This window comes from Dietzia lutea (assembly GCF_003096075.1).
Classification (GTDB): Bacteria; Actinomycetota; Actinomycetes; order Mycobacteriales; family Mycobacteriaceae; genus Dietzia; species Dietzia lutea.
Genome location: NZ_CP015449.1, coordinates 2,745,816 through 2,760,161, shown reverse-complemented (window position 1 = coordinate 2,760,161; position 14,346 = coordinate 2,745,816). Strand labels below are relative to the sequence as shown.

The following is a 14,346-nucleotide window of genomic DNA, read 5'->3' as shown; positions in this document are numbered from 1 at the left end:
TCAGCCGATCGCGGCGAGGAGGTCAGCGCACGCCTTCTCGCACCGACGGCACGCCTCGGCGCACAGTCGGCAGTGCTCGTGCATGTCGGCGTGCTGCTCGCAGTCGTCAGCGCAGGCGGCGCAGGCGGTCCGGCACGCGCTGAGCTGCGCCTTGACCACCTCGAGGTTGCTGCCGGTCCGGCGGCTGAGCAGCGCCGCGGTGGCCGCGCAGACGTCCGCGCAGTCTAGATCGGTGCGGATGCAGTCGCGCAAGTCGGAGACCGACTCCTCGGCCAGGCAGGCATCGGCGCAGGACGAGCAGATCGACGCGCACGCCGCGGCCGCGTCCAGGGCCTGGGAGAGCAGCTCGACGTCGAGCCCGTCGGTCGGATTCGGATGGGACCTGATCATCTCGGAAGTGCTCATATGCCCAGGCTACCGTTGTGGGCAGCCGTGGCAAGGCAGAAAATCTCGGCGGAACATCCGCGAGATGAGGAGTGCGAGTGAAGCTGTCGATCGTCGACCTGGGAACCGTCACGCCGGGGAGCACGGAGACCGATGCGTTGGCCGACTCCCTCGAGACCGCGCGTCACGCCGAAGCGGCGGGGTTCCACCGGATCTGGTTCGCCGAACACCACCTGAGCCGATCCGGCTCCTCGCACCATCCCGAGTTGCTCATCGCCGCGGCCCGCCGACGGTCGCACGCACTGCTGGCCGAGGCGTTCGGTTGGCGGAAGCGATGGTGGACGGCCGGCTAGCGGAAGCGATGGTGGATCAGTCCACCTCCGGTGCCCACTGCACGCCGTTGATGTGCGCACCGCCGTCAACGAACAGGGTGTTACCGGTGAGGTAGCGGCTGGCGTCGCCGGCGAGGAAGGCCGCCACCGATCCGATGTCGTCCAGCGGGTCTCCCACGCGGCCCATCGGATTCGCGGCGGCGATGCCCGCCGCCATCTCCGGGTTCGCCTCGGCCACGCGCCGGTAGGCCTCGCTCTGCGCGCCGGGGCAGATGACGTTGCAGCACACCTGGCGCGGCGCCCACTCGCGAGCGGCGGTCCGGGTGAGGGCGCGTAGCGCCTCCTTGGCCGCATTGTACTGCACCGAGTACATGTGTGCGTTGACCCCGTTGAGCGAGCACAGGTTGATGACGCGCCCGGTCCCGTGCTTCTCGAGCTCCGGCAACGCGGCCTGCATGGCCCAGAATGCGGCCATCACGGCCATGTCGAAGCCAGATCGCAGCTTCTCGTCGGTCATGTTCTCCAGCCGGGCGAAACCGGAGCCCTTCCATGCGTTGTTCACCAGGACGTCCAGCCGGCCGAAGCTATCCACCGCGGTCCGGACCATGGCCAGAACCTGGCCCTTGTCGGTGACGTCGGTGCGGACGAACTCGGCCTGCGCGCCCCACTCGTCGCGCAGCCAGGCGGCGGTCTCGGTGCCGGCGGCCTCGTCGATCTCGGCGACCACCACCGAGGCGCCCTCCCGGGCGAGCGCGCCCGCGATCCCGCGACCGATGCCCATCCCGGCCCCGGTCACCACTGCCACGCGTCCGTCGAGAGTTCCCATACCCACCTCTAAGTCGGTTTCTTCATCGGCTAGAACAAGTTCTACTCGATAGCGGGGTGGGGCGTGCGGGGATCGCCGGTCAGGCACCGATTGGGACCCCGGCGACGAGTGAGGGGTAGGCGATCAGTCGAGGTCGGGGCGTCGGCGATTGCGCTTGATCTCGGCGCGTCGACGTTCGTGCTGGAGTCGTCGGTGGCGCGATCCGAGGGTGGGCCTGGTCGGCCTCCGCGGAAGCGGCGGCGCCACGGCGTCGCGCAGCAGGTCGGCGAGTCGCTGCCGTGCCGCCGCGCGGTTGCGCCGCTGGGAGCGGTTCTCCTCCACGGCCACCGTGAGGACGGAGCCCGACACTCTCGCGGCGAGCGACTGAAGGGCCCGGGCGCGCTGGGGCTCGTCCAGGGCCGTCGTCGTGGCGAGGTCGAGGCTGAGCTGCACCCGGGAATCGGCCGTGTTGACGTGCTGCCCGCCCGGGCCCGAGGACCGGGAGAACCGCTCGAGCAACTCTCCGGCCGGGATCACGAGACCGCGGGGAGCGCCGGGCCCCGGAGGTACTCGCAGGTCGTCCATGACGTCAGTGTCCCGCACCGGGGAGGGGGCGGTGGGGCCGCCCCGGTCTCACCGGGCTCCCGGGCAGCCGGCGCGCGGCGAGGCTCAGGAGTCGGGGTGCTCCACGTCCCGCGTGCGGGTTTCGTCGGGCAGCCGCGGTTCGACGCGCCTCTCCGGGTGGAAGCCGGCTTTGTCCGCGTAGAACTCGCGGATGCGGTCCATGTCCGCCGCGACGTTTCCCGTCAGCTCGATCGTCGGGCCCAGCCCGGTCGTCATGGTGGTCCGATCGACGTACCCGAGCGTCACCGGCAGGCCCGTCTCCCGCGCGATCCGGTAGAAGCCGGACTTCCAGTGCGAATGCCCGCTGCGCGTTCCGTCCGGCGTGATGACCAGGCAGAACGTCTCTCCGGCGTGGACCTGCCGGACCATGTTCTCGACGACCCGGGCGGGATTCCCGCGGTCCACCGGGACCCCGCCGAGCGCTCGCATGAGCGGCCCTCGCCAGCCGGAGAACAGGCTGTCCTTGCCCAGCCAGTGAACGTCGATGCCCAGGCGCCACGCGATGCCGAGCATCAGCACGAAGTCCCAGTTGGAGGTGTGTGGGGCACCGAGAAGGATCGTCGGCTGATCCGGGCCGGGGCGGGTGGACAACGTCCAACGGCTGAAGCGCCAGAAGAGGCGAGCGAAAAGGGCACGGATCACACCGCCACCCTAGGTGGCCGAGCGGGTGCGGGCCGAGGGGTGAGCCCCCGAGGTTCCGCACGCCGAACACCGAGCACGGACGAGTAGGGCGCGGCGCAGGGCGGGATGTAACAAAATCGATAACTCGGTACTGGAGAAATAACTATATGGCTATCTGATGTTGATCGCCGGCGTGATGCTCACCGTGATCGGGCTCGCGCTGTCCGCGGCGGGCGCCGTACTGATCGTGGGTCAGGAGTCGCAGCGGGACGGGCGGTTCGTCTTCACCGAGACCGAACGGTTCCGCGCGGTCGGCAACGCCCTCACGACCAGTCCGATAGCCGTCGATCTCGGGGAGGGGGACACGGTCGAACCCGGCGGACTCACGATCGACGACCTGATCACCGTCCGCCTCCGTGCGACCCCGGTCGTCCCGGACCAGCGGATCTTCCTCGGGATCGCCGACGCCAGCGCAGTGGACGAGTACCTGCGCGACGTGCCGCACTCGGTCCTCGGCGCCGACCCGTGGGACCACGGCTTTGGCGACGGGCCCTCGGCGTGGGGGGATGAGCCCCATCCCGACGAGGCGCTCCGCGAAGTTCCCGGAACCCGCACGCCCGCGCCGGCCGTCGAACAGCGGTTCTGGGAACACTCCACCACCGGCGCGGTCCCGCAGACGTTGGACGTGGGCCTGCGGTCGGGAAACTGGGTGGTGGTCGTGATGAACGCGGACGGCAGCCGCCCGCTGTGGGTCGACCTGCAGGTCGGTGCGCACACCGAGCTGTTCGGCCTGGTCGATTTCACCGTCCCGCTCATTGCCGGGCTCGTCGGGTTGGTGCTGGGCGTTCCGCTGGTGCTGTTCGGGGCAGCCGGGCTCGGACGCGACGTCGGGCGCGGCGGCGGAACAGGCCCCGGGGGACCCGGTCGCGGTGGCGGTACGGGGCCCGAGGGTCCCGAATCGAGGGCACGCTGCGTTGGCACTGGAGGGTCGGCTTCTACGCCTACGCCGTGCTCGGCACCGACCGCTACCCGCCGTTCGCACTGGGTCGGGCCGACTATCCCGGCGACCTCGGCGTGGTCTACCCCGAGCGACTGTCGCGCGGCCTGGTGCTGATCAAGTGGTGGCTCCTGATCCTGCCGCACCTGTTCGTCACCGCCCTCATCACCGGCGGCTGGGTGGCACTCGCCACCGCCTCGAGGAACGGCGACGGGGTCTCCTGGAGCTTCACCCTGCTCGGGTTGCTCGTGCTCATCGCCGCGATCGGCCTGCTGTTCACCGGCAGCTACCCGCCGGGTCTGTTCGCGCTCAACGTGGGCCTGAACCGCTGGGTGTACCGGGTGGCGTCGTACAGCCTGCTCCTGCGCGACGAGTACCCGCCGTTCCGCCTCGACCAGGGGCCGGAGGAGCCTGCGCCGGACAGGCTCAGCGCTCGCCGGTGACGACCCTGGCCAGCAGCTCAGCGAGGCGCTCGTCGATTCCGTCGCGCTCGGACTCGGGGATGTCGAGCGCGTCGAGCAGGGCCCCGCGCAACACCGGCCACCCGTAGACGGCCGTGAACACCAGCAGCAGCTCGACGTCACCGGCCGGCGGGGGAGAGGTCATCCGGCGCAACGCGGCGGCCGGTCGCTGCGAGGGGTCGAGCATCGGCGGGAACGCGGCCTCGCGGTCCAACGCCAGCCACGCCAACAGTCGACTGATCTCCGGGTGCGACGAGGCGCCGAGCAGCATCCCGCGCACGGCCTCGCCCGCGTCGTCGAGATTCTCCAGCCGCGCCGCGCCGAACCGGACCGCGTCCTGCATCACCGCCGTGATCAGCGCGTCCTTGCGACCGATGTGCCGGTGGATGAGCCCGAGGTTCACCTGCGCGGCATCCGCGATGTCACGCAGCGGGACGTGCGGCCCGCGCTCCGACAGCAGTCGACGGGCTTCGCGCAGGACCGCCGAGCGGACCTCGTCGCGACCAGTCGGGCGGGCAGCGGCGGCGTTCTTCCCGGTTTCCATTCCCGGACTGTACACAATTGACTACAGTCTGGGCAGAGCGCGCGCTCCGCGCGCCCCCACCCGTGCGAAAGGCCCTCATGACCACCACCGACCGCCGCGACGACATCGACGCCATCAAGGCCCTCAAGTACCGCTACCTGCGCTGCGTCGACCTCCGGCTGTGGGACGAGCTCGCCCAGACCCTCGCGCCCGAGGTCACCGCGTCATACGGCAAGCGCCTGAGCTACACCGGCCGCGACGAGGTCGTGGCCGGGCTGCAGAAGCAGATGACCGACGGTGTCATCACCGAGCACCAGGCCCACCACCCCGAGATCGAGATCGACGGCGACACCGCCGCCGGCCGCTGGTACCTGCAGGACCGCGTGATCGTGCCCGAGTACGACACCTTCATCTTCGGCAGCGCCTTCTACGACGACGCCTACGCCCGCGTCGACGGCCGCTGGGTCATCACCCGCACCGGCTACAAGCGCACCTATGAGGCCATGATCAACCTCAAGGACGTGCCGAGCTTCCGGCTCAACGACAACCACCTGGCCCCCGCCGACGAGAAGTGACGGCGGCGCAGACCGCCCGGATCGACAGCGCAGCCGACGGCCGTGACGGTGACGAGTGGACCTGATCGTCATCGCCGCGCTGTGTGTGGCCGCCGCCTCGGTGATCGGCGGCGCCACCGGGTTCGGCACCTCGCTCATCGCCACGCCGCTCATGCTCACCGTGGGCATCGGCCTCGCGGAGACGGTGGTGGTCAACCTGGTCGTCGCGCTCATCGCCCGCGTGGGCGTCACCGTGCAGTTGCGCGAGCACATCGACTGGCGGCGCGTCGCCGTACTGGGCGCGGCGTCCGTGCCCGGGGCCTGGCTCGGCGTGCAGACCGTCACGCTGCTCCCGGATCAGCACCTCAAGCCGGCCGCCGGCGCGGTCACCATCCTGTGCGGACTCGCCATGGCGCTGCCCACGAGGCACGGGGCCGGGCCGCCGTCGGCGGCGATCACCGCCGCGGTCGGCGCGATCGGCGGGTACTTCTCCACCACCACCTCGCTGAACGGCCCACCCGTCGTCCTGCTGCTGGGCCGCGCGAAGATCCCGCCGATGAGCTTCATCGCGGACCTCGCCGGCTATTTCGTCATCACGAGCATCGTCTCGCTCGCGTTGCTGTGGGCGGGCACGGGGATCGACCTGCCCGGCCTGTGGCCGCTGCTCGCGGCGTGCGTCGTCGCGGGGGTCACGGCCAACCAGCTGGGTATCGCGATCGCCCGACGCCTGCCCACCCACCTGTTCCGCTCGGCCGTGATCGTCCTCGTGGTGATCGCCGGCCTGCTCACCATCGTCACGGCGTGAGCGCCACCCACCCGTCACCGCACCACCCACGGAGGACCCCATGACCGACACCCCCCAGAACCCCGCACCCCAGGACGCCGGCGGCAGCGCGCCCCAGCAGCCCGCGCCGCAGGACACCGCGGCCCGCCTGGCCGGCAAGGTCGCCATCGTCACCGGCGGCGGGCAGGGCGTGGGCCGCGGCATCTCGCTCGGCCTCGCCGAGTCCGGCGCCGCCGTGCTGCTCGTCGGCCGCAAGATGCACAAGCTCGAGCGCGTCGCGGAGGAGATCCGCTCCGCCGGCGGCACCGCCGAATGCCTGGCCGCCGACATCATCGCCGAGGACGCCCCCGAGACCATCATCTCCACGGCGGTGGAGCGTCTCGGCGGCGTCGACATCCTCGTCAACAACGCCAACATGGCCATGCCTCTACCGCTGTCGGACTACCCGGACGACGACTTCCGCACCGCCTTCGAGGGCGGCCCCCGCGTCACGCTGAGCCTCATGAAGCTCGCCCGCCCCGAGATGGCCAAGCGCGGCGGCGGCACCGTCATCAACCTCGTCACCTCCGCCGCCGTGCGCTGGGACGCCGCCAACTACGGCATCTACGCCGCGGTGAAGGAGGCCGTCCGCGCCCTGACCCGCGCCGCCGCCTACGAATGGGCCGCCGACGGCATCCGCGCCCTCAACGTGGCGCCCCACGCCCACAGCCCCGGTCTCGACTGGTGGATGGACAACAACCCGGAGGAGGCCGCCGAGTTCATCGCCGGCATCCCCGCCGGCCGGGTGGGGGACCCCGTCGCCGACATCGGCCGCCCCGTCGCCTGGCTCTGCTCCGGCGAGGCCTCGTATCTGACCGGCGCGACCATCCCGCTCGACGGCGGGCAGTCGCGCTGGGGCTGACCTCGTCGTCGTCGCCGTCGTCCCCGACCCACCGCCGTCGCCTCACGCCCCGCACCGAAAGGCCCCCACCATGACCGACACCCCCGCCGCCACCGGCGGCACCGACACCCCCGTCGCCCCGGGCGGCTCCGATGCAGCCGGCCGCGACGCGCTCGCCCGCGACACCCCCGGCCGCGACGCGCTCGCCCTGGCCGCCGACATCGCCTCCGGCGCCACCTCCGCCGCCGAGGTGCTCGAGGACGCCATCGCCCGCATCGAGGCCCTCGACCCGCAGCTGAACGCGATGGTCGCCACGCGCTTCGACGCCGCGCGCGCCGAGGTCGAGGCCGGGCTCCCCGACGGGCCGTTGCGCGGCGTGCCGATCGTCATCAAGGCCCTCGGCACCGACGTGGCCGGCCTGCCCGCCGCCGACGGCTCGCGGCTGTTCGCCGACGTCGTGGCCGACGTGGACAGCACCGTGGTCCAGCGCTACAAGGCCGCCGGCATGGTGGTGCTCGGCACGACCAACGTGCCCGAGATGGGCAAGACCACCACCACCGAGTCGCTCCTGCACGGCCCGTGCCGCAACCCGTGGGACACCGCGCACTCCACCGGCGGGTCGAGTGGCGGATCGGCGGCGGCCGTGGCCTCGGGCATGGTCCCGGTCGCCCACGGCACCGACGGCGGCGGCTCCATCCGCATCCCCGCCGCCATGTGTGGGCTCGTGGGGCTCAAGCCGAGCCGCGGCCGCGTGCCCACGTGGCCGCACCCCGACGCGCTGTCCTCACCCTTGTCCTACCACCACGCTCTGACAACGAGCGTCCGCGACAGCGCCGCACTGCTCGACGCCGTGGCCGGCCACCGCCCCGGCGACGCCTACGGGGCCCCCACGCCGCCGCGCCCCTTCCTCGACGAGGTCGACGCCGACCCCGGCCGCCTCCGCGTGGGGATGCTGCGTGTCGCGCCCGGACCATTCCCCACCGACCCCGCGTGCACCGCCGCCGTCGACCGCACCGCCGCGCTCCTGGGGGAGCTGGGCCACGAGGTGCGCGAGGCGGAGATCGGCCTGGACGTCATGGAGGTGATGTCGGCGGTGGGTGCCATCATGGGCGCCCAGCTGCGCGCCACCATCGACGCGCGGCTCGCCGCGCTGGGGAGGGAGCTCGACGACGACGACATCGAGCCCTGGACCAAGGTGATCCTCGACAACGCCATGACCCACTCCGCGCCCGACGTCGCGCGGGCCCTGCAGACCGCCCACCGGACCGGCTGGCGCGTGGCCCAGCAGTTCGGGCCGGACGGCGTGGACCTGCTGATGTTGCCGACACTGCCCACGGCCACCCCGGAGTTGGGCTACCTCGACGTGACGGATCCGGAGTCGATGTGGACCCGGTCCTCGGCGTTCTCCGTGTGCACCAGCATGTTCAACCTGTCCGGGCAGCCGGCGATCTCGCTGCCCCTCGGCGCCGACGACCGCGGCCTGCCCGTGGGCGTGCAGCTGGTCGCCGACTACGCGCGCGAGGACCTGCTGCTGAGGCTGGCCGGGCAGCTCGAGGTCGCCGCGCCCTGGCAGCGCGTGGCGCCCGGGTACGCGGGGTGGTGAGTGGGGAGCGGGGTTCGCGGGTGAGCAGGGTGCGCGGGGCGTAGCCCGCGGCTGCGGCTGCGCTTGCGTCTGCGTTTGCGTTCGCGTTTGTGCAGCCGCTCCTGCGGATGGCGTCTCGCTCCCGCGGACGTACGCGATTTCTGCAGCCGCTCCTCAACATGGCGTCTCGCACACCCCGCGGTGCGCGCGAGACGCCATGTTGGCGTGCGGCTGTGGCTGGGTGGCTGAGGCAGGCTCCGCCCGGATAGACCTCGGCCCCGGATCCATGAGACAGAATCCGGGGCCGTCGGTTCTCGGGACTGGGTCAGTCCGCCAGGCGGGCGTCGATCACTCCTCGACGAACGCGCCGTCGAACAGCACCGTGCCGTGCAGGGTCGGCGAGACACCGCGGACGGAGTCGTCGACCACGACGTACTCCTGCGCGTTGGCCAGCACCGCGAACGGCACCACGCGGTTGTAGACCTCCTGCAGCTCGGTCAGCGCGGCCTTCTGCGCGTCGAGGTCGGCGGCCGCCTTGAACGCGGTGACGGCCTCGGTGAGCTCGGAATCGTCGACGCCCGGGATGTTGAGCGAGCCACCGGGGGTCATGGCACTGGCGAACGTCGAGGCCGGGTCGGCGTCCGAGGGGGACAGACCGCCGATGACGGCCTCGAAGTCGCCCGTGAACTGGCGCGCGACGACCTGGGCGACGGGCGCGCTCTGGATGGTGACGTTGAAACCGGCCGCGTCGAGCAGGGCCTTGACGGCCACACCGGACTCCATGTTCTCCGGGCTGTCGGCGACGAGCAGGGTGAGCTCACCGTTCCAGTCCGGGCGGTCCGCCTTGACCTCGTCGAGCAGCGCGGTGGCCTCCTCGACGTTAAACTGCGGCCCCTGCTGGCCGTCGTAGAAGCGCGACGACTCGGCGATGATCGCGGAGGTGGGCTGACCCAGTCCGCCGGTGAGGCGCTGGTCGATGAGCTCGCGGTCCAGCGCCTTGGCGAACGCCTGGCGGGCCCGCTCGTCGGTGAGGACCCCGTCGTAGCCGGCGTTGCCCGCGTTGAGGTTGACGATCGAGCCGGCGCTGGTGATCGTCTCGAAGCCCTTGTCGCCCGCGTCCTGGGCGGCGGTGACGGTCTTGGCGCCGCGCAGGAATCCGACCTGCACCTCGTCGGTCTGGAAGGCCTCGTAGGTGCCCTGCGAGCCGGGGATGCGGATGAACTTCAGAGTCGGGCAGACCGGCCCGCCGTAGTAGTCCGGGTTGGGCTCGAGCACCAGCTCCTGGTCCGGGACGTATTCGGCCACGGTGAACGCGCCCGCGCCGATGGGGTTGCGCGCCCACTCCTGCGGGTCGGCGGCCTCGTACGCGTTCTTCGGGATGACCTCGCCGCCGGCACCGGCCAGCAGGATCGGGAAGCCGGCCCACGGTTCGGCCAGGGTGAACTCCACGGTGAGCGGGTCCACGACACGCGTCTGCTCGACCTGCATCGCGTCGGTCATCGCGTTGGACACCGTCGCGGGGTCCTTGTGCAGGTCGATCGTGAAGGCCACGTCCTCGGCGGTGAGCGGGTCGCCGTTGGAGAAGGTCACCCCGTCGCGCAGCTTGAGCGTCCACACGGTGTTGTCCTCGGCGGACTCCAGCGACTCGGCGAGCTTGGGCTCGAACTCCGCGGTCTCGGGGTTCCACTGCATCAGACGGTCGTAGACGGCCGCCGACTCGGTGGCCCCGCGGACGCCGAACATGCCCTGGCCGGGCGCGAAGGACGGCAGCATCGCGTACTCGCCCATGGTGATCGTGCCGCCGACCCGCTCCTCGGTGCACCGCTCGGACTGGTCCGGGGCAGAGGCGCCGGAGGCGTTCGCGGCGGGGTCGGATCCGCCACCTCCGCAGGCGGTGAGGGCGAGCGTGGTCGCGGCGAGGACGGCCAGAGCGCTGGTGGCGCGGGTCATCTGTTCTCCTGATCGTGAGGTCACGGCGGGCCGGTCGGCACGCCGCGGAGTCGGTGGTGTCGGCAGAGAGGTGCCCCGGGCTCTCACCGGTGGGCGGGAGCCCGGGGCACGTCGGTGTCGTATGGAGGGCGGCGCCGACGGGTTCAGGGCCCGTCAGCGCCGCCGGGGCGGGATCACTCCGTCAGCGCCGCCGGGGAGGGATCACTCCGAGACGAGGACCGCCCGGGGCGGGATCACTCCCGGACGAAGGCCCCGTCGTAGAGGACGGTCGAGGACAGCGTCGGGGTGACGCCGCCGACCGTGTCGGCCACCGCCACGTACTGCTCGGCGTTGGCGATCACCGTGAACGGCTGCACTTCGTTGAACACCTCCTGCAGGCGCGTGAGCGCGGCCTTCTGGGCGTCGAGGTCGCCGGCGGCCTTGAGCTCGGTCACCGCGGCGGTGAGCTCGGGGTCGTCGATGCCCGAGAGGTTGGTCGCGCCGCCCGGGAGCATGCCGCTGGCGAAGGCGGCCGCAGGATCGGCGTCCGTGGTGGCCAGGCCGCCGATCACGATCTCGTAGTCACCCGTGAACTGACGCGCGGTGACCTGCGAGACGGGGGCGTTGTCGATCACGACGTTGAACCCGGCCGCGTCCAGCATCGCCTTGGCGATCACGCCGGCTTCGACGTTCTCGGGGCCGTCGGAGATGAGCATGCGCAGCTCGCCGTTCCAGTCGGGACGGTCGGCCTTGAGCTCGGCCACCAGGGACTTGGCCTTCTCGACGTCGTACGCGGGACCCTCCTGGCCGTCGTACAGGCGGGACGAGTCGGCGACCAGCGCGGAGGTCGGCTGGCCCTCGCCGTCGTAGAGGCGCTGGTTCCACAGGTCCCGGTCGATGGCCGCGGCGACGGCCTGGCGGGCGCGCTCGTCGGTGAGAATGCCGTCGTAGCCGGCCTTGCCGGAGTTCATGTTGAGCACCGAGCCGGAGCTGATGATCTCCTCGAAGCCGCGGACGCCGTCGTTCTGGGCCATGGTGACGAACTTGGCGCCGCGCAGGAAGCCCACCTGGACCTCGCCGGTCTGGAACGCGTCGTACGTGCCCTGTGAACCGGGGATACGGATGAACTCCAGGGTCGGGCAGACGGGCCCGCCGTAGTAGTCCGGGTTGGGCTCGAGCACGGTCCGCTGATCGGGGATGTACTCGCCGACGGTGAACGCGCCGGCGCCGATCGGGTTGCGCGACCACTCCTGCGGGTCGGCGGCCTCGTAGGCGTTCTTGGGGAACACCTCGCCGACGGTGCCGGCGAGGGTCACGGGGAACCCGGCCCACGGGTCGGAGAGCGTGAACTCCGCGGTGAGCGGGTCCACGGCGCGGACATCGGAGATCTGCATCGCCTCGGTCATCGCGACCGATCGGTTGGCGGGGTCCTGGTGCAGGCCGACGGTGAACACGACGTCCTCCGCGGTGAGCGGGTCGCCGTTGGAGAAGGTGACGCCGTCGCGGAGCTTGAGGGTCCACACGGTGTTGTCGTCGTTGGCCTCGAGGGACTCGGCGAGCTTGGGCTCGAACTCTTCGGCCTCGGGGTTCCACACCATCAACCGGTCGTAGACGGCCGCCGACTGGGCGCCGCCACGGACGCCGTACTGGCCCTGGCCGGGCGCGAAGGACGGGAGCATGGAGAACTCGCCGACCGTGATCGTGCCGCCGGCCAAATCCTCGGTGCAGCGCTCGGACTGGTCGGGCGCCTGGCCCTCGGCGCCGCCGGCGGCGGAGGTGGTCTCGTCGCCGCCTCCGCCACACGCGGACAGGGTGAGGGCGGCGGCCGCGAGTACGGCCATTGCGCCGGTGGTGCGCTTCATCGGTTCTCCTGGAGGGGGTGGTGGCACGCGACCTGGTGGCCGGGCGTGATGGTGGTGAGCGGGGGACGTTCGGCGGCGCAGAGCTCGGTGGCCCGGGGGCACCGGGTGCGGAACCTGCAACCGGACGGGGGGTTCAGCGGCGAGGGCAGCTCGGAGCTGGTCGCGGTGATCGAATCCTCGCCCAGCGTGTCGGCGAGCGTGCCGCCGAGCGTGGGGGCCGAGGAGATGAGCAGCATCGTGTACGGGTGGGCCGGGGCCCGGTACAGGGTCTCGGTGTCGGCGACCTCGCACACCATGCCGAGGTACATCACCGCGACGCGGTCGGCGATGTTGTGGACCACCGACAGGTCGTGGGAGATGAACACCATCGTCAGGTGGTAGCGCTCCTTCATCTCCTCGAGCAGATTGAGGATCTGGGCCTGCACGGAGACGTCGAGCGCGGAGACCGGCTCGTCGCACACCAGCACCTCCGGCTCCAGGACGAGCGCGCGGGCGAGGGCGATGCGCTGGCACTGCCCGCCGGAGAACTCCGACGGCCGGCGGTCACCGGCGTGGGCGGGGTCGAGCCCGACCGCCTCGAGGGCGGCGTCGACGCGGCGCCGGATCTCCTCGCGGCCGCCGTCGACGCCCTGGATCTCCAGGCCCTCGGCGACGATGTCGCGCACCCTGCGACGCGGGTTGAGCGAGGAGATGGGGTCCTGGAACACCATCTGGATCCGCTTACGCGCCTCCTTGAGGGAGGAACCGGACAGTGCGCACAGGTCCGTGTCGTCGACCATGACGCGCCCGGACGAGGGGCGGGGCAGCTGCAGCATCGCGCGGCCGAGGCTGGACTTGCCGCAGCCGGACTCGCCGACGAGGGCGAGCGTGGAGCCGCGGGGGACGTCCAGGGAGACGTCGGTGACGGCGTGCACCGTGCCCTTGCGGGTGTGGTACTCGACGGTGACGGCGTCGACGACGAGCTTGGCGTCGGCGGGCCGGTCCGCGGTCTCGGTGGCCGCCGGTCCGGCGAGGTCGGGGGGAGAGACGGTCATGATGCCTCGCTGGTGGTGCGCATGGGGGCGGGAACGGTCGGGTGCAGACAGCCGACGCGGTGGACGGAAAACTCCGGGGTGAGCCCGGGCGTGCGGGTGAGGTCTTCGAGCGGCGGATCCACGGCCAGGCAGTCGTCGGCCACGCGCGGGCAGCGGGGGGCGAACCGGCAGCCCGCGGGCATCTCCCGCAGGTTCGGCGGGCGCCCCTCGATCACCGTGAGCACGGTGTGCGGCGGCTGGTCCGGGCGCGGGATCGAGTCGAGCAGGGCACCGGTGTACGGGTGCGCGGGCTCGTCGAGCAGCGCGCGGGTGTCGCCGACCTCGAGGAACCGGCCGGCGTACATGACGCCGATGCGGTCGGTGTGCTGCGAGACCACGGCCAGGTCGTGGCTGACGAGGATCATCGCCATGTCCGAGTCGGTCTGCAGGCCGTGCAGCAGGTCGAGGATCTCGTGCTGCACGGTGACGTCGAGCGCGGTGGTGGGCTCGTCGGCGATGAGCAGCTTGGGCTCGCAGGACAGCGCGATCGCGATGCCGACGCGCTGACGCATGCCGCCCGAGAGCTGGTGCGGGTACTCGTTCAGCCGGGTCTTCGGCGAGGGGATGCGCACGCGGGTGAGCATCTCGACGGCGCGGTCGGCCGCGTCCTTGCGGCTCAGGCCCAGGTGGTGGCGCAGCGGGTCGATGATCTGCCGACCGATCGTCCGGATGGGGTTGAGCGAGGTCAGCGGGTCCTGGAAGACCATCGCGATCTCGCGACCCCAGAACTTCTGCGCGTCCCGGCGGGTGAGCGACAGGACGTCGCGGCCGTCGAAGCGGACCGTCGAGGACGGATCGACCTGAGCGGCGGACGGGGCGATGCCCATGATCGACCGGACGAGCATCGACTTGCCCGACCCCGATTCGCCCACGATGCCGATCGTCTCGCCGCGACGCAGTGAGATGTCGACCCCGTCCAGGGGCGTGATGCGACC

At 71.6% G+C, this 14,346-nt stretch carries 16 protein-coding genes; 7 read left to right on the top strand and 9 right to left on the bottom strand.

Annotated features, from left to right (window positions below; genetic code table 11):
* Complete coding sequence (locus A6035_RS12635; protein WP_108848063.1) at nt 1-405, bottom strand: four-helix bundle copper-binding protein; 405 nt, start codon at nt 403-405, stop codon at nt 1-3.
* Between the two features lie 77 nt (nt 406-482).
* Between A6035_RS12635 and A6035_RS12630 the strand changes: the two genes are divergently transcribed.
* Nucleotides 483-737: an LLM class flavin-dependent oxidoreductase gene (locus A6035_RS12630; protein ID WP_108848062.1), complete on the top strand. Its 255-nt coding sequence runs from the start codon at nt 483-485 to the stop codon at nt 735-737.
* Between the two features lie 16 nt (nt 738-753).
* Here the strand turns inward: A6035_RS12630 and A6035_RS12625 are convergent, their stop codons facing one another.
* The 3 genes from A6035_RS12625 to A6035_RS12615 all read right to left on the bottom strand — a co-directional run bounded on the left by A6035_RS12625 (nt 754) and on the right by A6035_RS12615 (nt 2,787).
* Entirely contained in the window at nt 754-1,542 is a 789-nt protein-coding gene (locus A6035_RS12625; RefSeq protein ID WP_108848061.1) for an SDR family NAD(P)-dependent oxidoreductase, read from the bottom strand.
* A gap of 123 nt (nt 1,543-1,665) precedes the next feature.
* Nucleotides 1,666-2,106 carry an alternative ribosome rescue aminoacyl-tRNA hydrolase ArfB gene (arfB, locus tag A6035_RS12620; RefSeq protein WP_108848060.1) on the bottom strand — a complete coding sequence of 147 codons (441 nt, stop codon included), beginning with the start codon at nt 2,104-2,106 and terminating at the stop codon, nt 1,666-1,668.
* Nucleotides 2,107-2,190: 84 nt separating this feature from the next.
* Complete coding sequence (locus A6035_RS12615) at nt 2,191-2,787, bottom strand: 1-acyl-sn-glycerol-3-phosphate acyltransferase (protein ID WP_108848059.1); 597 nt, start codon at nt 2,785-2,787, stop codon at nt 2,191-2,193.
* A gap of 157 nt (nt 2,788-2,944) precedes the next feature.
* Between A6035_RS12615 and A6035_RS18765 the strand changes: the two genes are divergently transcribed.
* Together A6035_RS18765 and A6035_RS18760 are read left to right on the top strand one after the other, a co-directional pair.
* Nucleotides 2,945-3,880 (top strand): hypothetical protein, encoded by a 936-nt coding sequence (locus A6035_RS18765; RefSeq protein WP_235026584.1) that lies wholly within the window; start codon nt 2,945-2,947, stop codon nt 3,878-3,880.
* A complete protein-coding gene (locus tag A6035_RS18760) occupies nt 3,841-4,206 on the top strand; it encodes a DUF4389 domain-containing protein (protein ID WP_235026583.1) in 366 nt (121 codons plus the stop codon). Before A6035_RS18765 ends, A6035_RS18760 begins: the two co-directional genes overlap by 40 nt.
* On the opposite strand, the gene A6035_RS12605 is transcribed toward A6035_RS18760, so the two are convergent.
* On the bottom strand, nt 4,190-4,768 hold the full coding sequence (locus A6035_RS12605) for a TetR/AcrR family transcriptional regulator (protein ID WP_108848058.1): 579 nt from the start codon (nt 4,766-4,768) through the stop codon (nt 4,190-4,192). The two genes, A6035_RS18760 and A6035_RS12605, sit on opposite strands and share 17 nt — an antisense overlap.
* 77 nt (nt 4,769-4,845) lie before the next feature.
* On the opposite strand from A6035_RS12605, the gene A6035_RS12600 reads away from it, so the two are divergent.
* From A6035_RS12600 to A6035_RS12585, 4 genes are all read left to right on the top strand, one after another.
* A complete protein-coding gene (locus A6035_RS12600) occupies nt 4,846-5,322 on the top strand; it encodes a nuclear transport factor 2 family protein (protein WP_108848057.1) in 477 nt (158 codons plus the stop codon).
* 55 nt (nt 5,323-5,377) lie between these two features.
* Complete coding sequence (locus tag A6035_RS12595; RefSeq protein WP_108848056.1) at nt 5,378-6,106, top strand: sulfite exporter TauE/SafE family protein; 729 nt, start codon at nt 5,378-5,380, stop codon at nt 6,104-6,106.
* Nucleotides 6,107-6,146: 40 nt separating this feature from the next.
* Nucleotides 6,147-6,986, top strand: a complete 840-nt coding sequence (locus tag A6035_RS12590) for an SDR family NAD(P)-dependent oxidoreductase (RefSeq protein ID WP_108848055.1) — start codon at nt 6,147-6,149, stop codon at nt 6,984-6,986.
* Nucleotides 6,987-7,056: 70 nt separating this feature from the next.
* Entirely contained in the window at nt 7,057-8,568 is a 1,512-nt protein-coding gene (locus tag A6035_RS12585) for an amidase (RefSeq protein WP_108848054.1), read from the top strand.
* Between the two features lie 327 nt (nt 8,569-8,895).
* On the opposite strand, the gene A6035_RS12580 is transcribed toward A6035_RS12585, so the two are convergent.
* From A6035_RS12580 to A6035_RS12565, 4 genes are all read right to left on the bottom strand, one after another.
* Entirely contained in the window at nt 8,896-10,497 is a 1,602-nt protein-coding gene (locus tag A6035_RS12580; RefSeq protein ID WP_108848053.1) for an ABC transporter substrate-binding protein, read from the bottom strand.
* Between the two features lie 233 nt (nt 10,498-10,730).
* Nucleotides 10,731-12,338 (bottom strand): ABC transporter substrate-binding protein, encoded by a 1,608-nt coding sequence (locus A6035_RS12575; RefSeq protein ID WP_108848052.1) that lies wholly within the window; start codon nt 12,336-12,338, stop codon nt 10,731-10,733.
* A complete protein-coding gene (locus A6035_RS12570; RefSeq protein WP_108848051.1) occupies nt 12,335-13,372 on the bottom strand; it encodes an ABC transporter ATP-binding protein in 1,038 nt (345 codons plus the stop codon). Before A6035_RS12570 ends, A6035_RS12575 begins: the two co-directional genes overlap by 4 nt.
* Entirely contained in the window at nt 13,369-14,331 is a 963-nt protein-coding gene (locus A6035_RS12565) for an ABC transporter ATP-binding protein (RefSeq protein WP_108848050.1), read from the bottom strand. Before A6035_RS12565 ends, A6035_RS12570 begins: the two co-directional genes overlap by 4 nt.
* Nucleotides 14,332-14,346: the final 15 nt, after the last annotated feature.